16 protein-coding genes are annotated in these 16,586 nt (G+C 72.2%); 5 read left to right on the forward strand and 11 right to left on the reverse strand.

Annotated features, from left to right (window positions below; genetic code table 11):
• On the forward strand, nucleotides 1-419 hold a 419-nt coding region (locus FGF04_RS15165), incomplete at its 5' end, for a prolyl oligopeptidase family serine peptidase (protein ID WP_328596321.1).
• Nucleotides 420-473: 54 nt separating this feature from the next.
• Here the strand turns inward: FGF04_RS15165 and FGF04_RS15170 are convergent.
• The gene (locus FGF04_RS15170; protein ID WP_149511823.1) at nucleotides 474-947 is read right to left on the reverse strand and encodes a hypothetical protein; all 474 of its coding nucleotides are present in this window, start codon (nucleotides 945-947) and stop codon (nucleotides 474-476) included.
• Nucleotides 948-1,319: 372 nt separating this feature from the next.
• On the opposite strand from FGF04_RS15170, the gene FGF04_RS15175 reads away from it, so the two are divergent.
• Nucleotides 1,320-2,285: an AraC-like ligand-binding domain-containing protein gene (locus FGF04_RS15175; RefSeq protein WP_149511824.1), complete on the forward strand. Its 966-nt coding sequence runs from the start codon at nucleotides 1,320-1,322 to the stop codon at nucleotides 2,283-2,285.
• A gap of 54 nt (nucleotides 2,286-2,339) precedes the next feature.
• Here the strand turns inward: FGF04_RS15175 and FGF04_RS15180 are convergent, their stop codons facing one another.
• A complete protein-coding gene (locus FGF04_RS15180) occupies nucleotides 2,340-3,290 on the reverse strand; it encodes a LysR family transcriptional regulator (protein ID WP_149512287.1) in 951 nt (316 codons plus the stop codon).
• 65 nt (nucleotides 3,291-3,355) lie between these two features.
• On the opposite strand from FGF04_RS15180, the gene FGF04_RS15185 reads away from it, so the two are divergent.
• Nucleotides 3,356-4,672 (forward strand): MFS transporter, encoded by a 1,317-nt coding sequence (locus FGF04_RS15185; protein ID WP_149511825.1) that lies wholly within the window; start codon nucleotides 3,356-3,358, stop codon nucleotides 4,670-4,672.
• Between the two features lie 230 nt (nucleotides 4,673-4,902).
• On the forward strand, nucleotides 4,903-5,919 hold the full coding sequence (locus FGF04_RS15190) for a sigma-70 family RNA polymerase sigma factor (RefSeq protein ID WP_149511826.1): 1,017 nt from the start codon (nucleotides 4,903-4,905) through the stop codon (nucleotides 5,917-5,919).
• Here FGF04_RS15190 and FGF04_RS15195 read toward each other — a convergent pair.
• From FGF04_RS15195 to FGF04_RS15205, 3 genes are all read right to left on the reverse strand, one after another.
• Nucleotides 5,809-6,195: an STAS domain-containing protein gene (locus FGF04_RS15195; protein ID WP_149511827.1), complete on the reverse strand. Its 387-nt coding sequence runs from the start codon at nucleotides 6,193-6,195 to the stop codon at nucleotides 5,809-5,811. The two genes, FGF04_RS15190 and FGF04_RS15195, sit on opposite strands and share 111 nt — an antisense overlap.
• A 64-nt stretch (nucleotides 6,196-6,259) precedes the next feature.
• A complete protein-coding gene (locus FGF04_RS15200; protein ID WP_149512288.1) occupies nucleotides 6,260-7,177 on the reverse strand; it encodes an AraC family transcriptional regulator in 918 nt (305 codons plus the stop codon).
• Between the two features lie 22 nt (nucleotides 7,178-7,199).
• Nucleotides 7,200-8,135, reverse strand: coding sequence for a zinc-binding dehydrogenase (locus FGF04_RS15205; RefSeq protein ID WP_149511828.1), 936 nt, complete (start codon nucleotides 8,133-8,135; stop codon nucleotides 7,200-7,202).
• Nucleotides 8,136-8,283: 148 nt separating this feature from the next.
• On the opposite strand from FGF04_RS15205, the gene FGF04_RS15210 reads away from it, so the two are divergent.
• Nucleotides 8,284-9,198, forward strand: coding sequence for an AEC family transporter (locus tag FGF04_RS15210; RefSeq protein WP_149511829.1), 915 nt, complete (start codon nucleotides 8,284-8,286; stop codon nucleotides 9,196-9,198).
• Nucleotides 9,199-9,287: 89 nt separating this feature from the next.
• Here the strand turns inward: FGF04_RS15210 and FGF04_RS15215 are convergent, their stop codons facing one another.
• The 6 genes from FGF04_RS15215 to FGF04_RS15240 all read right to left on the reverse strand — a co-directional run bounded on the left by FGF04_RS15215 (nucleotide 9,288) and on the right by FGF04_RS15240 (nucleotide 16,379).
• Nucleotides 9,288-10,571: a thymidine phosphorylase gene (locus tag FGF04_RS15215; protein WP_149511830.1), complete on the reverse strand. Its 1,284-nt coding sequence runs from the start codon at nucleotides 10,569-10,571 to the stop codon at nucleotides 9,288-9,290.
• A gap of 60 nt (nucleotides 10,572-10,631) precedes the next feature.
• Nucleotides 10,632-11,045 (reverse strand): cytidine deaminase, encoded by a 414-nt coding sequence (locus FGF04_RS15220; protein WP_149511831.1) that lies wholly within the window; start codon nucleotides 11,043-11,045, stop codon nucleotides 10,632-10,634.
• Nucleotides 11,042-12,304 (reverse strand): ABC transporter permease, encoded by a 1,263-nt coding sequence (locus FGF04_RS15225; protein ID WP_149511832.1) that lies wholly within the window; start codon nucleotides 12,302-12,304, stop codon nucleotides 11,042-11,044. Before FGF04_RS15225 ends, FGF04_RS15220 begins: the two co-directional genes overlap by 4 nt.
• On the reverse strand, nucleotides 12,301-13,425 hold the full coding sequence (locus tag FGF04_RS15230; RefSeq protein WP_149511833.1) for an ABC transporter permease: 1,125 nt from the start codon (nucleotides 13,423-13,425) through the stop codon (nucleotides 12,301-12,303). The genes FGF04_RS15225 and FGF04_RS15230 overlap by 4 nt, the downstream gene beginning before the upstream one ends.
• Nucleotides 13,422-15,113, reverse strand: coding sequence for an ABC transporter ATP-binding protein (locus FGF04_RS15235; RefSeq protein ID WP_235882374.1), 1,692 nt, complete (start codon nucleotides 15,111-15,113; stop codon nucleotides 13,422-13,424). The genes FGF04_RS15230 and FGF04_RS15235 overlap by 4 nt, the downstream gene beginning before the upstream one ends.
• Before the next feature lie 210 nt (nucleotides 15,114-15,323).
• The gene (locus tag FGF04_RS15240; protein WP_149511835.1) at nucleotides 15,324-16,379 is read right to left on the reverse strand and encodes a BMP family lipoprotein; all 1,056 of its coding nucleotides are present in this window, start codon (nucleotides 16,377-16,379) and stop codon (nucleotides 15,324-15,326) included.
• Between the last annotated feature and the right edge of the window lie 207 nt (nucleotides 16,380-16,586).

A 16,586-nucleotide genomic window follows, 5' to 3' on the forward strand; every position in this document is an offset into this window, starting at 1 on the left:
GGCGGGCCGCCCTGCACGCGGGGGGCCACGACGCCGTCGACTCGGTGCTGGCGCTGTCCCCCTGGCTGCCCGAGGAGGACCTCGCGGCGGCGGCCGAGCCGGTCAAGCAGCTCGTGGGGCGGCGGGTGATGATCGTGCACGGCACCAACGACCGGCGCACCGACCCGGAGTTGTCGTTCCGGCTGGCGGCGCGGGCGAAGAAGGCGAACCGGGACGTGTGCCGGTTCGAGGTGCACTCGGACCGGCACGGGCTGCACGCGTTCCGGGACGAGGTGCACGCGCTCGCGGAGGACTTCGTGTGGGGGACGCTGTTCGGGCGGACGTTCTCGCGGCCGGTGGAGGACGCGCTGGCGGCTCCCCCGCCCCTGGGTCTGCGGATGCCGCTCGCCTCGGGGTTCGGGCGCTCGCTGCGGCACTGACCGGACGGAGGGAGGCCGTCCCGGGGACGTGGCGCCCGGGGACGGCCCCGTACGTCAGGGACGCCAGCCGTCGTCGACGCGCCCCTGCCGCACCTGGTAGGTGCCGCTGCACCTGCCGTCGTCGGGGTCGCCCCAGATCTTGATGGCGTCGACGTCGTTCGCCCAGGTGGTGCCGTTGGGGTGCGCGTAGTCGCCGAGGTTGACGGCGGTGTTCCGCGGGATGCAGAGGTACGCGTCCGGGGAGGCGGACCGGTCGATCAGCCAGACCGAGTCGTCGTTACGGGTGTTGACGACCGCGTCCGCGGTGTCCGCCCCGCCGAGGGTGACCTGGTAGTAGGTGTCCTGGTAGTAACTGCCGATGCTGCCGTTCTGGTAGGAGCCGTTGTACAGGCACACACGCGGGTACGAGCAGCCGTACATGCTCGCGGCGGAGGCGGGCGCGGCACTCATGGTCACGGCGCCGGTGGCGAGGGCGGCGACGGCGAGGGCGGCGGCCCCCAGGCGGGTGCGTATCGTGCGGAGGGTCATGGGTGTCCCTTCAGTTCGACGAGCCGCGGACGCAGCGGAAAACGGCGGGGAATTCCCTCCCCACCCGGCGCGCACTTCTTCGGCGGGAATTTCCGCCTCGGGAATCACGGCCTCGTCCTGGACCATAGGGCCGCCGCACGTCTCCGGCTTTGTCATTCGCGCAGAGAAGTTTGTCAGCGGTGCACCGGCCCGAATTGACGCCGCATCAGGTGGGGAATTCAGGTGCATGTTCCACCGAAACCGTTGCGCGGAAAGATCGCGTTCTGCCAAGCTGACGTCAGGAATCGTCCGCGTGGAGGGGTGTCCTGTGGGGGAACGGGCCGAGACGACGCCCGGCCGGCTTCATGACCGGCACAGCCGAATGTCCGCCTCATGAGTCCGGTCCTGGACACCGCGTCCATGGCGCCGCAGGATCGGGAGGAAGTGGTCCGGCACGCGGTGTGGGAATCCGTGGTGGCGGTCGACATCGATCATCCCCTTCCGGCCGAGGACATCTCCGTCCGCATAGGGCTCGGTGCCGTCGGGCCCCTCCGGATCTGTTCGGCGCGGGCGACGGCGGTCACCGTCCGCAGGACGGAGCGGCTGGCCCGGAAGGACGAGGAGCCGCTCGTGTTCCTCGGCCTCCAGGTGACGGGCACCAGCCTGGTGGTGCAGAACGGCCGCGAATGCCTGCTGGGGCCGGGGGACTTCGCCGTCTACGAATCGGTCTCCCCTTACACGCTGCTCTTCGACGAAGGGGTCGACCACCATTTCTTCCGTTTCCCCCGCGCGGCCCTCGCGCTCCCCGAGCGGTTGTTACGGGATGTCAGCGCGGTCACCCTGGGATCCGGCAATCCCGTCGCACGTCTCGCCTCCACGTATTTCTCCCACCTGGCCGCCAGCGAGGAATTGCAGCGGGGTGTGCACGCCGACGCCGTCGTGGAACCGAGCGTCGATCTGCTCCGTGCCGTCCTGACGTCCCAGCACGGTGACTCCGCACGGGCCAGGGCGCCCCTGGAGGCGACGCTCGGCCTGCGGATCACCCAGTACATCCGGGCGCACCTCGCCGACACCGATCTGTCGGCGGCACGGATCGCCGCCGCGCACGGCATCTCCGTGCGTCACCTCTACGCCGTGCTGTCCCGGTCGGGCATCGGCCTCGGGGACTGGATCCGTGCGCGCCGCCTGGCCGAGTGCAGACGGGAACTGGCCGGTCCGAACGGCCGGTTGCGGACCGTCGCGGCGATCGGGCGCAGCTGGGGGTTCGTGGACGCGACCCACTTCAGCAAGGTGTTCAAGCAGGCCTACGGGGTCTCGCCCCGGGTCTGGCGCGACCAGAACCACCGGAGCGACCGGTGACCCCTGTCTCCGGCGTACGCCCCGTCCCTCACTCCGGCGCTCCGGGAGGAGTCCTCACTCCGGAAGCAGTGAGCCCCTCTTCGACAGCAGGAACTTCTTGAACGCCGCCACCGGGGGTGTGTCCGGGTGGCCGTCCAGCCAGGCCACTCCGATCTCGCGGGCCGCCCTCGGGGCCGTCACCGTCAGTTCGACGACTCCGGGGCGCGCGACCGCCGGCGGGGGCAGCAGGGCCACGCCCAGGCCCGCCGCCACCAGGCCCCGCAGGGTCTCCGCCTCCTCGCCCTCGAAGGCGACCCGGGGGCGGAAGCCCGCCTGCCGGCAGAGGTCGTCGGTGATGCGGCGCAGGCCGTAGCCCGGTTCGAGGGTGACGAAGGTTTCGTCGGCGGCCTCCGCGAGGCGGATGCGGCGGCGGGAGGCCAGCCGGTGGTCGGCGGGGACCACCAGGCGCAGCTTCTGCTCGTCCAGGCGGCGGCCCACCAGGTCGGGCGCGTCCGGCACCGGGGAGGTGAGGCAGAGGTCCAGCTCGCCGGAGCGCAGCCGCTCGATCATCGCCTCGCCGTAGTTCTGGACGAGGCTGAAGCGCACCCGGGGGTGGTCGGCGCGGAAGGCGCGGATGAGGGCCGGGACGGTCTCGGAGCCCATGGTGTGCAGGAAGCCGAAGGCGACCTTGCCGGTGGCCGGGTCGGCGTCGGCCCGCACCTCGTCGGCGGCCCGTTCGATCTCGGCGAGGGCGCGTTCGACGGAGCCGAGGAAGGTGCGCCCGGCGGGGGTGAGGGAGACCGTGCGGCCGCGGCGGGCGAACAGGTCGACGCCCAGGTCCTGTTCGAGGCGGACCATCGCCCGCGACAGGGTCGACTGCGGGACCTGCATCTCCTGCGCGGCCCGCGTGACGTGCTCGGTGCGGGCCACGCCGGCGAAGTACGCCAGGCGCGGGGCGAGCACCGTCACGATGTCTTCCGTGTCACTGGACGGTGACAGGCGCGCCTCTGGCCTCTGCTCATGCATCACGGGAACGATTATGGCGGTTTCGTGCATTGGACGGATGACCGGGAGGACTTTAGGTTCGAAACATGCCTTCCGCCAGTACCGGGGCGCCCACCACCGTGGTCGCCTCCTCCGCCGCCGTCGCCCGTACCGAAGCCGTCTCCGTCGGCACCTCCGCCGACACCCGTCTCGCCCCCGGCGGGCCCGGCTACCGCCGGATGAGCTTCGCGCTCTTCCTGGCCGGGGTCGCGACCTTCGCGCTCCTCTACTCCACGCAGGCCCTCCTCCCCCTCGTCTCGGCCGACTTCGGGGTGTCGGCGAGCACGGCGAGCTGGACGGTGTCGGCGGCGACCGGCGCACTGGCCCTGTTCGTCCTGCCGCTGAGCGCGCTCTCCGAGCGGTTCGGCCGGCGTACGTTGATGACGGCGTCCCTGGCGATCGCCGTGACCGTCGGGCTGCTCGTGCCCTTCGCCCCCTCGGTCGGCGTCCTGATCGCGCTGCGGGCCGTGCAGGGTGCCGCGCTGGCCGGGCTGCCGGCCTCGGCGACGGCCTTCCTGGCGGAGGAGGTGCGCCCGAAGGCGCTGATCACCGCGATCGGCCTGTTCGTCGCGGGCAACAGCGTCGGCGGGATGAGCGGCCGCATCATCACCGGCTGGGTCGCCCAGGAGTGGGGCTGGCGGGTCGCCGTCGGCGTGATCGGTGTGCTCGCGGTGGGCTGCGCGGTGGCCTTCCGGCTGCTGCTCCCGGCGCCGCGGCACTTCAGGGCCGGTTCGCTGCGCCCCGCGGTGCTGGTGCGCACGGTCCGCGGCCACCTCGCGAACCCGCTGCTGCGCCGGCTGTACGCGATCGGCGCGCTGTTCATGACGGTGTTCGGCGCCGTCTACACGGTGATCGGCTACCGCCTCACCGACGCCCCGTTCTCGCTCCCCCAGGGCGTCATCGGCTCGGTCTTCCTCGTCTACCTGGTCGGTACGGTCTCGGCGTCGACGGCCGGGAAGCTGGTGGACCGGCTCGGGCGGCGCGGGGCCCTGTACCTGGCGGGCGCGACGACCACCGCGGGTCTGCTGGTGTCGCTGGCCGACTCGCTGCCCCTCGTGCTGCTGGGCCTGGTGCTCATCACGGCGGGCTTCTTCGCGGGTCACGCGGTGGCGTCCTCCTCGGTCAGCCACACGGCGAAGGAGGGCCGCGCGCAGGCCTCGGCGCTGTACCAGTCCGCCTACTACCTGGGCTCCAGCGCGGGCGGCACGCTCGGCGCGGTCGCCTACCACTCCGGCGGCTGGGCCGGGACGGTGGCGCTGGGCCTGCTGGCGGTGGCCGGGGTCGCGGGGATCACGCTGGCCGGTACGCGGGCGGCCCGCACCCAGCAGCAGCAGCGGCGGCGCGTGGTGGCCGTGCAGCACTGACGCACCGGGGGCCGTGCGGCACTGACGCACCGGGGCCGGTCGGGGCCCCGGAGGGGGCCGATCGGGGCAACCGGCGGACACACGGGTGCAGGTCAGGACAGCAACTGTCCTGACCTGCACCTTTTCCGTCTCCGGGGGCCGTTGTCAGTGGGCTGCGGTAGCTTCCGGAGTGCCGGGTCGCAATGGGGCGGTCCCAGCGCGACGGACAGAGCCACAGGGGTGGGTTGGCCATGAGCGACGGTACGGCGACGGCGGAGGACCTCGACGTCCGGCTGGAGAAGCACCGGGTCGAGCTGACGGGGTACTGCTACCGCATGCTCGGCTCGTCCTTCGAGGCCGAGGACGCGGTCCAGGACACGCTGGTGCGCGCCTGGCGCAGCTACGACAAGTTCGAGGGCCGCTCCTCGCTGCGTTCGTGGCTGTACCGGATCGCGACGAACGTCTGCCTGGACATGCTGAGCGCGGGCAACAAGCGGGCCCGGCCCATGGACCTGACGGAGTCGACGCCGCTCGCGCAGGCGGCGCTGAACCCGCGCGCGGACCACACCTGGCTGGAGCCGATGCCGGACGCGCGCGTGCTGCCGGCGGTCGCCGACCCGGCCGAGGCCGCCGTGGCCAAGGAGTCGGTGCGCCTGGCCTTCATGGCGGCCCTGCAGCAACTGCCGCCCAAGCAGCGGGCCGTGCTCATCCTGCGCGAGGTCCTGGCGTGGCGGGCGAGCGAGGTGGCCGAGCTGCTCGGCACCACGGTCGCCTCCGTGAACAGCGCGCTGCAGCGCGCCCGGGCCACGCTCGCGGAGAGCGGCAGCGACAGTGCCGCCGCCCGGGCCGCGACCTCCGACCCGCTCGACCCGGAGCAGCAGAAGCTCCTGGAGCGCTACGTGGCCGCCTTCGAGGGGTACGACATGGCGGCGCTGACGGCCCTGCTGCACGAGGACGCCGTGATGACGATGCCGCCGTTCGACCTGTGGCTGAGCGGGCCCGAGGACATCACGGGGTTCATGACGACGCTCGGCGCGCCCTGCGCCGACTCCCACCTGGTCCCGATCGCGGTGAACGGGCTGCCCGGGTTCGCCCAGTACAAGCCCGACCCGGAGACCGGCGGCCGGGTGGCGTGGGCGGTGCAGGTGCTGGAGATCTCAGAGGGGCGGATCACCGGGTTCCACTGCTTCCTGGACACGCAGCGGTGGTTCCCGTTGTTCGGGCTGCCCCTCCGTCTCGAAGCGGAGGCCGACGAGGGCGAGCAGTGAGCGCAGGGCGGGGTCCGGGCCGCGGAGCCTGATGCGGCCGCCGGCGCGGCGGGCGGTGAGCTGCATCCTGGCCAGCGCGTCGACGGTCGTCAGGCCCGGGGGTCCCAGGCCCGTGACGTCGCAGACGACGACGCGGGCCCGGGTGTGCTGCAGCCGTGCGCGCACGGCCTCGCACAGCCCCGGCACGTCGTCCTTGGTGACGGGGCCGGGCAGCACGACTACGGCGGGTGTCTTGGCGTCCACGTGCGGTAGACCAGGCGGAGGCGCGGAACTCATCGCGGAGCCCGTGGGAGCCGGTGGGGGCCGATCAGGCGGCCCCCGCGCGTCCCGTGGGAGCCGGTCACCGGCGGAGCCGGGACCGGTACTCGCCCGGGGCGATGCCCCGGACCCGCCGGAAGGCGCGGCTGAAGGCGTGGGGGGAGCCGTATCCGACCGCGCCGGAGATCGACTCGACGGGCTCGTCGGTGTCCCGGAGCCGGACGGACGCCAGGTCGATGCGCCACTGCGTCACGTATGCGCCGGGCGTCTGCCCGAGGGCGGACCGGAAATGCCTGGACAGCGTCGCCCGGGAGACGCTCGTCGCGGCGGCCAGGGTATCCGTGGTCCAGGGGTGTTCCGGCCGGGCGTGGACCCGGGCCAGGGCGTCGCGCACGACCGGATCGCGCATCGCTCCCAGCCACGAGCCGGACCGCTCCTCCGGGTGGCGGGCCAGCCAGGCGCGTACGAACTGGACGAGCAGGAGGTCGACGATGCTGTTGACGGCGGCGGTGGTGCCGAGCTGGGGCTGCGCGAGCTCCGCGGCGAGGAGTTCGGCGGTCCTGCCGAACTGCGCGTTCTGGCGGGCCGTGACGTGCATCGGCCGGGTGAGGGAGGTGAGCACCGGGGTGCTGACCTGCGGGTCCTGCTCGTAGTGCAGGACGATCACCTCCGTCTGCACCGGCGCCGGGCCCAGCCGCAGGGCCCGGCCGTCGCCGAGCGCCCGGAGCGCCGCCGCACGGTCGCAGGAACCCATCGTCACGTCGGCGCCGCCGGCTATCCCGTGCGCGGTGCCCGGCGAGACCAGGACGGCGTCCCCGGCCTGCACCTGGAGGGGTTTCGCACCGGCGACGTGGAGCCACATCGTGCCGCGGGAGACCACGTGCAGTGCCGCTCCCGGATAGGAGTCCAGCCACAGGCCCCAGGTGCCGCCCGCCTTCAGCACGACCCCCAGCGCGCCCCGCGCACCCGAGACCCGCAAGACCTCCGCCAGCACATCCACGGGTCCATTCTCGTCCACGGGCTCACACCACGTCGAGGACGGCCTTCCCGTGCACCTTCCGTGCGAACAGCGCCCGGACGGCGTCGTCCACGTCCTGCCAGCCGCCCCGCAGCCCGATCGGTGCCGAGAGCCTCCCGGCGGCCGTGAGGCCCAGCAGGTCCGTCAGCTCCCCGCTGGTCGGGGTCATGTCGCCGTAGGTGGCGATCGAGCGGGGCTCACCGAAGCCGAACAAGGCCCCTGACGGGAACGTGGTCTCCTGCCCCGAGGAGTGGCCGACCAGGTGGATGGTGCCGCCCTCGGCGAGACGACTCCACGCCTGGACCACCAGCGGGCCGCCGACCGTGTCCAGGACGAGGTCGAACCGGCCCCCGGTCCCGGCCGGGCCGGTCGGGTCGGTCAGGTCGGCCAAGTCGGTCAGGACCCGGTCGGCGCCGAGGTCGCGGAGCCCGGCGGCCCGCTCCGGCGAACCGACCAGTGCCGTCACCCGGGCACCCGCCAGCGCCGCGAGCTGGACGGCGAAGTGCCCCACGCCCCCGCTGGCGCCGGTGATCAGGACGTCGCGCGCCAGCAGGGAACGCTTGCGCAGCACCCGCAGCGCGGTGACGCCGGCGATCCCCAGCGCGGCGGCGTCGGCCAGGTCCACGCCCTCGGGGACGGTGCCGAGCGAGGCGGGGGCGACCGCCACCCGCTCCGCCCACGCGTGGGCGGCCATTCCCACCGCGACGCGGGTGCCCTCGGGCGGCCCCGAGCCGTCGGCCGCGGCGCGCACCACGACGCCGGCCGCGTCGTGACCGTGCACGGAGCCGGCCGGCCACTGGGACACGTAGTTCAGCTCTCCGAAGTTGAGGCCGATGTGCCGTACCTCCACCAGCGCCTCACCGGTGGACGGTACGGGCTCGTCGACGTCGGCGAACCGGACGGGTCCGGCCTCGCCGTGGGAGACAACAAGGGCGCGCATACGGGGGTGCTTCTTTCTCTCGTGAAGACGCCGGAACACTCGGCGCGGCAGCGGGCCGGGTGTGTGAACGCCGCACTGCCGCCCTCCTGGAACCCTCGCGCAGCACGAGACCGGCGACCAGCCCCGTCAGGATCGATGAGTTGACGATCTGTGTCAGGGGCGTGCCGGGCGGCCGCGGGGTGCGGGGGGGGTCGGGTACCTGATCGGGCGGCGGGGGTACCTCGGGGACAACGGGCGGGAGGTGCTGACCAAGCTCGCGTTCCACGTCGCCACGCCCGCGCTGCTGTTCACGACCCTCGCGCGGGCCGACCTGTCGGTGATCCTGTCGGACCGGCTGCTGGTGACGGCGGTCAGCACGTTCGCGGTGGCCGGGGTCTTCGTCGCGGTCGGTGCCGCGCGCCGCTGGGGCGTGGGCCGTACGACGATCGGCGCGCTCTGCTCCAGCTACGTCAACGCGGGCAACCTGGGCATCCCGATCGCGGTGTACGTCCTCGGGGACGCCTCGCTGGTGGCGCCGGTCCTGCTCTTCCAGCAGATCGTGATGACGCCCGTCGCCCTGACGGTCCTGGACCTGGCGGGCACGGGCGAGAAGCAGTCGGTCTGGCGGCGGGTGACCGTGCCCGTCCGCAACCCCATCGCCATCGGCTCGCTGTCCGGGGTGGCCGTCTCGGCGACCGGGCTGAGCGTCCCCGGGCCCGTCATGGACCCGCTCACCCTGATCGGGAACATGTCCGTGCCGGCCGTGCTCCTCGCCTTCGGCATCTCCCTGTGCGGCAGCACGATGCCGGGCCGGGGCGCCGACCGGGCGCCCGTGCTGCTCTCCGTCGCCCTGAAGTCGGTGGGGCAGCCACTGGCCGCGTGGGCGCTGGCGGCCGGGGTCTTCGGCCTGCGGGGCGAGCCCCTGCTCGACGTGGTGGTCACCTCGGCGCTGCCGGCCGCGCAGAACCTCTTCACGTACGCCTCGCGCTACCGGACCGGCGAGGTGCTGGCCCGCGAGTCGATCCTGCTGTCGACGATGCTGGCGGTGCCGGTCCTGGTGGTGGTCGCGGCGCTGCTGGGGTGATCCGGGACGCTGCCGGGGCGATCCGGAATGCCGGAAGGGGCCGGCGGACGGCCGCCGGCCCCTCTCACCCGTACGGGAGGACCCGCAGGTCAGGCGATGCGTTCCAGCACCACCGGCGCCGCCGTGAACGCCGTGCCGGGGGCGGCCACGTCGTACGAGCCCGCCACCGCCTCAAGGGCGTAATCGAAGCGCTCGGGGGTGTCCGTGTGGAGGGTCAGCAGGGGCTGGCCCTCGGTCACCGTGTCGCCCGGCTTGGCGTGGAGTTCGACGCCCGCGGCGGCCTGCACCGGGTCCTCCTTGCGGGCGCGGCCCGCGCCCAGGCGCCAGGCGGCGACGCCGATGTCGTACGCGTCCAGGCGGGTCAGGACGCCGGAGGCCCCCGCCGTCACGACGTGCTGCTCGCGGGAGGTGGGCAGGGGCGCGTCGGGGTCGCCGCCCTGGGCGGAGATCATGCGGCGCCAGGCGTCCATCGCCGAGCCGTCGGCCAGTGCCTTCGCCGGGTCGGCGTCCTTGACGCCCGCGGCGTCCAGCATCTCGCGGGCCAGTGCGAGGGTGAGCTCGACGACGTCGGCGGGGCCGCCGCCCGCCAGGACCTCCACCGACTCGCGGACCTCCAGGGCGTTGCCCGCGGTCAGGCCGAGCGGGGTGGACATGTCCGTGAGCAGGGCCACGGTCCTCACCCCGTGGTCCGTGCCCAGGCCGACCATCGTGGAGGCCAGTTCGCGGGCGTCCTCGATCGTCTTCATGAAGGCGCCGGAGCCGACCTTCACGTCCAGGACGAGCGAGCCCGTGCCCTCGGCGATCTTCTTCGACATGATCGAGGAGGCGATCAGCGGGATCGCCTCGACGGTGCCGGTGACGTCCCGGAGCGCGTAGAGCTTCTTGTCCGCCGGGGCCAGGCCGTCGCCCGCCGCGCAGATGACCGCGCCGACCCCGTCCAGGACGGAGAGCATCTCCTCGTTGGAGAGCAGGGCGCGCCAGCCGGGGATCGACTCCAGCTTGTCGAGGGTGCCGCCGGTGTGGCCGAGGCCCCGGCCCGACAGCTGCGGGACGGCCGCGCCGCAGGCCGCCACGAGGGGCGCGAGCGGGAGCGTGATCTTGTCGCCGACGCCGCCGGTCGAGTGCTTGTCGGCCGTGGGGCGGGACAGGGACGAGAAGTCCATGCGCTCGCCGGAGGCGATCATCGCGGCGGTCCAGGTGGCGATCTCGCGGCGGTTCATGCCGTTGAGCAGGATCGCCATGTTGAGGGCGGCCATCTGGTAGTCGGCGACCTCGCCGCGCGTGTACGCGTCGATGACCCAGTCGATCTGCTCGTCGCTGAACTCGCCGCGGTCCCGCTTGGTGCGGATGACGGAGATGGCGTCCATGGACAACGTCCTGGTTTCCCTTCAGAAGTGCAGCGGCCCCCCGGAGTCCCGGGGGGCCGCCGTGCGTTACTTGGTGAGGTGCTCCGGCCCGAAGGCCTGCGGCAGCATCTCGGAGAGCGGCAGGAGACCGGCCGGGGTCTCCAGGATCAGCCCGGGGCCGCCGAACTCGTACAGCAGCTGGCGGCAGCGGCCGCACGGGACGAGGATCTCGCCGTCGCCGTCGACGCACGTGAAGTGCGTGAGCCGGCCGCCCCCGGTGTTCTGGAGCTGCGAGACCAGCCCGCACTCCGCGCACAGGCCGAGGCCGTACGAGGCGTTCTCCACGTTGCACCCGGAGACCACCCGGCCGTCGTCGACCAGGGCCGCGACGCCGACGGGGTAGCCCGAGTAGGGGGCGTACGCGCGGGACATCGCCTCGCGCGCCACCTCCCGCAGGGCCTCCCAGTCGACGGCCGGGGCGCCGGTCGCGGCCGCCGTCACTTGCCCTGCCCCCGCCGGTACGGCATGCCGTCCGCCTTCGGCATGCGCAGGCGCTGCGCGGAGAGCGCGAGCACCAGCAGCGTGACGACGTACGGGGTGGCGGTGACGACCTGGTTGGGGACCTCGTTGGTGGTGGTGTACCAGAGGAAGACCAGGACGCCGATCAGCGTGGTGACCGCCGCGTGGACGTAGCGCTTCTTCCACACGAAGTACGCCGCGCCGATGATCAGCAGCAGGGCCAGCAGGAGCAGCAGCGCGTGGACGTTGGTGCCGCCGCCGCGCAGCTTGAGGCTGTCGGTGTAGCCGAACAGGCCGGCGCCGAGGGCGAGGCCGCCCGGCATCCAGTTGCCGAAGATCATCGCGGCGAGGCCGATGTAGCCGCGGCCGCCGGTCTGGCCCTCCAGGTAGATGTTGGAGGCGACCAGGGACAGGAAGGCGCCGCCGAGTCCGGCGAAGCCGCCGGAGATGACGACGGCCAGGTACTTGTACTTGTAGACGTTGACGCCGAGGGACTCGGCGGCCACCGGGTTCTCGCCGCAGGAGCGCAGCCGCAGCCCGAAGGAGGTGCGCCACAGCACCCACCAGGTGAGCGGGACGAGCGCGACGGCGACCACGGTGAGCGGCGACAGGTTGGTGAAGATGCCGCCGACGAGCCCGGCGAGGTCGGAGACCAGGAACCAGTGCTTGCCGTTGAGGGTCTGCAGCCAGTCCGAGAGGCCGGGGATGTCGAAGGTGCCGAGCGAGTCGACGGGCGGCGACTGCTTGGACGTGCCGCCCTCCTCGCCCTCGAAGGCGAAGGTCGACAGGTAGCGGGTGGCGCCGAGGGCCAGGATGTTGATGGCCACACCGGAGACGATGTGGTTGACGTTGAAGGTGACGGTCACGATCGCGTGCAGCAGGCCGCCGAGGGCGCCGCCGATGATGCCGAAGGCGACACCGCTCCAGGGGCCCCACTGGAAGCCGGCCCAGGCACCGAACCAGGTGCCGAGGATCATCATGCCTTCGAGGCCGATGTTGACGACGCCCGCGCGCTCGGCCCACAGGCCGCCGAGTCCGGCGAGGCCGATCGGCACGGCGAGGCGCAGCGCGGTGGACATCTGGCCGGTCGAGGTGATGCCGTTGGCGTCGGTGATCAGCCGGACGACGGAGACGAGGACCAGCAGCCCCGCGACGAGCAGGAGCAGGACCGGGAGCGAGATACGGCGGCGGCCCCGGGCGGGCTTCGGCGCCTGCGGCTTGGCGACGGTCGAGGTGCTCATCGGGCAGCCACCTCCTTCTTGGAGTTGTCGTTGGCGGCGGCAGCGGCCAGTTCGGCGCCGACGCGCCGCTGCTGGCGGCGCAGGCCCCAGACGCGTACGGCCTCGTAGGAGACGACGACCGCGATCACGATGAGACCCTGCATGATCACCGCGATCTCCTTGTCGTACGCCACCGGGGTGGCGTAGTCGAGGGCGGGCGAGGCCTTGTCGAGGAAGGCGACCAGCAGGGCGGCGAAGGCGATGCCGACCGGGTTGTTGCGGCCGAGGAGCGCGATGGTGATGCCGGTGAAGCCGAGGCCCGTCGGGAAGGACAGGCTGTAGGTGTGGGCGTCGCCGAGGAGGATCGGCAGGCCGGCGAGACCGGCCACGCCGCCGGAGATCAGCATCGCGGTGAGGACCATGCGCTTGGCGTCCACGCCGGAGGCGGCGGCCGCGGTCTCGGAGGCGCCGGTGGCGCGCAGGTCGAAGCCGAAGCGGGTGCGGTTGAGGACCAGCCAGTACAGGACGCCCGCGAGGACGGCGATCACGGTGAAGCCGTAGATCTCGCCCGCGTCGCCCATGTCGAAGCCGGGGAACCAGCCGGACTCCTTCATCACACCGGTGGTCTGGTTGTTGCCGAGCGGCTTGCCCCAGACCTCGGTGAGGGTGAGGTAGCCGATGAGGCTGGTGGCGATGGCGTTGAGCATGATCGTCGCGACGACCTCGCTCACGCCGCGGGTCACCTTCAGGACGCCCGCGATGCCGGCCCAGAAGGCGCCGGTGAGGACCGCGACCAGCATCAGGAAGGGGATCTGCAGGGCGGCGGGCAGCGAGACGTGCGCGCCGACGACCGCGGTCATCATGGCGGCGAGGCGGTACTGGCCGTCGACGCCGATGTTGAAGAGGTTCATGCGGAAGCCGACGGCGACCGCGAGGGCGGCGAGGTAGTAGACGCCGGCCTGGTTGATGATCAGGACCTGGACGTCGGCGAAGCCGGCCTGCTCGAACATCAGGGTGTACGGCTCGATCGGGCTCTTGCCCGAGGCGATCAGCACGAACGAGGTGAGCACCACGGCCGCCACGAGCGCGATGACCGGTCCGGCCACCGCGAGGAGCACGCGCTCCTTGTCGAACTTCTTCATCGGGCCTCGTCCTCCGGGGCTTCCTCTGCGCGCTCTGCACGCTCTACGTGCTCCAGGTGTCCGGAGGCGGCGCCGGTCATGGCCGAGCCGAGTTCCTCCGGGGTGATGGCCGCCGGGTCGGCGTCCGCGACGAGCCTGCCGTCGTAGATCACCCGGAGGGTGTCGGAGAGACCGATCAGCTCGTCCAGGTCGGCGGAGATCAGCAGCACGGCGAGCCCTTCGCGGCGGGCCTCGCGGATCTGGTCCCAGATCGCGGCCTGCGCGCCGACGTCCACGCCGCGGGTGGGGTGGGCGGCGATCAGGAAGCGCGGCTTGTGGCTCATCTCGCGGCCGACGATCAGCTTCTGCTGGTTGCCGCCGGACAGGGAGGCCGCGGTGACGTCGATGCCGGGCGTACGGACGTCGTACTCCTCGACGATGCGGCGGGTGTCGGCCTGGGCGCCCTTGGGGTCCAGCCAGAAGCCCTTGCTGTTGGGCTTCTCGGTGACGTGGCCGAGGATGCGGTTCTCCCACAGCGGGGCTTCCAGGAGCAGGCCGTGGCGGTGGCGGTCCTCGGGGATGTAGCCGACGCCCTGCTCGCGGCGCCTGCGGGTGGGCCAGGAGGTGATCTCCTCGCCGAGGAAGCGGACGGTGCCCGAGTCGGCGTTCTTCAGGCCGATCAGGGCGTCGACCAGTTCGGTCTGGCCGTTGCCCTCGACGCCGGCGATGCCCATGACCTCGCCGGCGTGGATGGTGAAGGTGACGTCGTCCAGGACGCGCTTGGCGTCGCCGGCGGACGCGGCGCCCGCGAGGGACCCGGCGGCCGGGGCCTCCCCGACGCTGCCGCTCTCGCCGAGCGAGGCGCCGCCGCCCGCGTACACGGTGAGGCCCTCGACCTGGATGACGGGCTTGTCGGTGACCGTCGACTCGGCGGTCTCCGGGGTGGGCAGTTCGCTGCCGACCATCATCTCGGCGAGCTGGCGGGAGGTGGTCTCGGCGGGGACGGCCGTGCCGACCGTGGTGCCGCGGCGGATCACGGTGATCTCGTCGGCGACCGACAGGACCTCGCCCAGCTTGTGGGAGATGAAGATGACGGACAGGCCCTCGGCCTTGAGCTCGCGGAGGTTGTCGAAGAGCGCGTCGACCTCCTGCGGCACCAGGACGGCGGTGGGCTCGTCCAGGATCAGGATGCGGGCGCCGCGGTAGAGGACCTTGAGGATCTCCACGCGCTGGCGGTCGGCGACGCCGAGGTCCTCGACGAGGGCGTCCGGGCGCACCCCGAGGCCGTACCGCTCGGAGATCTCCACGATCCTGCGGCGGGCGGCGGCGCCGATGCCGTGCAGCTTCTCGCTGCCGAGGACGACGTTCTCCAGGACGGTGAGGTAGTCGGCCAGCATGAAGTGCTGGTGGACCATGCCGATGCCGCGGGTGATGGCGTCGGCGGGGCTGGCGAAGGCGACCTGCTCGCCGTCGACCGCGATGGTGCCCTCGTCCGGCTTCTGCATGCCGTAGAGGATCTTCATCAGGGTGGACTTGCCGGCCCCGTTCTCGCCGACGAGGGCGTGCACGGTGCCCTTGCGGACGGACAGGTGGATGTCGTGGTTGGCGACGACACCGGGGAAGCGCTTGGTGATCCCGGCCAGTTCGACCGACACGGCCGACCGGGAGGGTGACTGTGCGGCGAGCGGGGGGCTGCTGGACGCGTCGATGGCGTACTCCTCGGAAAAGGGGCCGATCTACGCGCGTAGCGCCCCTGCTTCAACTACTACTGCGGAGTCGAGCGTTCCGGGCATATGCCTGCCTCCCGGACCAGACCCGGATCATCCGCCGCGCGAACGGGGCGCGGGAAGGCCATCCTTCCCACACCCCGTTTTCGCGACCGTAACGCTGCCATTACAGCGTCAGATTGACCACGGTTACTACGAGGTCTTCACCTTGATCGTGCCGTCGTTGATGCCGTCGGTGGCCTTCTTCAGGGCCTCCTGCAGCTTCGCGTTGCCCTTGAACTCGGGGTTCGAGTCCGCCAGGCCCACGCCGCCGGTCTTGAGCGAGGCGCGCACCACACCGGTCTCGGGCTTGCCGTCCTGGACCGACTTGGCGAGGTTGTAGACCGCGCCCGCCACGTCCTTGGTGGCCGAGGTGAGGATGTACTGCTTGTACGCCTTGAGGGCGTCCTGGCTGTACTGGTCGGAGTCGACGCCGATCGCCCACGCCTTCGCGGCGGCGGCGGCCTCGATGACGCCCTGGCCGGACAGGCCCGCGGCGTGGTAGACCACGTCGGCGCCGTCCTCGATCTGGCCCTCGGCGGCGGTCTTGCCCTTGTCGGGGCTGGCGAAGCCGCCGTCCTCGGCCTTCTCGGTCAGGAACTGCGAGACGACCTTGACCTTGGGGTTCGTGTCGGCGACGCCCTGCTTGTAGCCGGCCTCGAACTTGTGGATCAGCGGGATGTCCACGCCGCCGACGAAGCCGACGGTCTTCGACTTGGTGGTGAGGGCCGCGGCGACGCCCGCCAGGTAGGAGGCCTGCTCCTCGTGGAAGACCATGTCCGCGACGTTCTTCTTGTCGATCGTCTCGTCGTCGACGATGCCGAAGGTCGTGTCGGGGAACTTCTCGGCGGCCTCGGCCACGGCCGGCGCGTAGGCGTAGCCGACGCCGATCACCGGGTTGTAGCCGGCCTTGGCGAGCGTCGCCAGGCGCTGGGCCTTGTCGGCGTCGGACTCGCCGTCGGTGGGCTCGACCGCCTTGGAGCCGTACTTGAAGTCGGCGGCGGCCTTCTCCATGCCGGCGGTGGCGGCGTCGTTGAAGGACTGGTCGCCCTTGCCGCCGACGTCGTACGCGAGGGCTACGCCCTTGCTCTTGCCGTCGCCGCCGCTGCTGCTCGCGGCGTCGTTGGACGTGCCGCCGCAGGCAGCGAGGGCGGCGGTGAGGGTAGCGGTCGCAACGCCCGCGACTGCAATTCGGGACACCCGGCGCATGGAACGTAACTCCTTAGTGCAAGCGCCCGTACCAGGCGCTGGTTCCGCCGCAGCGTAACGCGCGTAGACCAGACGGAAAACCCCTTCTGTCCGGTCCGTTATCGAGCTGTGGCCGCGGATCCCGTACAGACTACGGAACGTCGAACGCCCCTTGCGGGAGGCAAGGGGCAGGGTGTCTTCCGACGGGGCCTGATCGGTACCGGGGGG

This window comes from Streptomyces apricus (genome assembly GCF_008369065.1).
Classification (GTDB): Bacteria; Actinomycetota; Actinomycetes; order Streptomycetales; family Streptomycetaceae; genus Streptomyces; species Streptomyces apricus.

Bases quoted from the DNA above. Each gene is read 5' to 3' on its own strand.
- FGF04_RS15225 (WP_149511832.1), bottom strand. From the start codon at position 12,304: ATGAGCACCTCGACCGTCGCCAAGCCGCAGGCGCCGAAGCCCGCCCGG.
- FGF04_RS15180 (WP_149512287.1), bottom strand. From the start codon at position 3,290: ATGCATGAGCAGAGGCCAGAGGCGCGCCTGTCACCGTCCAGTGACACG.
- FGF04_RS15185 (WP_149511825.1), top strand. From the start codon at position 3,356: ATGCCTTCCGCCAGTACCGGGGCGCCCACCACCGTGGTCGCCTCCTCC.
- FGF04_RS15230 (WP_149511833.1), bottom strand. From the start codon at position 13,425: ATGAAGAAGTTCGACAAGGAGCGCGTGCTCCTCGCGGTGGCCGGACCG.
- FGF04_RS15170 (WP_149511823.1), bottom strand. From the start codon at position 947: ATGACCCTCCGCACGATACGCACCCGCCTGGGGGCCGCCGCCCTCGCC.
- FGF04_RS15190 (WP_149511826.1), top strand. From the start codon at position 4,903: ATGAGCGACGGTACGGCGACGGCGGAGGACCTCGACGTCCGGCTGGAG.
- FGF04_RS15195 (WP_149511827.1), bottom strand. From the start codon at position 6,195: ATGAGTTCCGCGCCTCCGCCTGGTCTACCGCACGTGGACGCCAAGACA.
- FGF04_RS15175 (WP_149511824.1), top strand. From the start codon at position 1,320: ATGAGTCCGGTCCTGGACACCGCGTCCATGGCGCCGCAGGATCGGGAG.
- FGF04_RS15240 (WP_149511835.1), bottom strand. From the start codon at position 16,379: ATGCGCCGGGTGTCCCGAATTGCAGTCGCGGGCGTTGCGACCGCTACC.
- FGF04_RS15205 (WP_149511828.1), bottom strand. From the start codon at position 8,135: ATGCGCGCCCTTGTTGTCTCCCACGGCGAGGCCGGACCCGTCCGGTTC.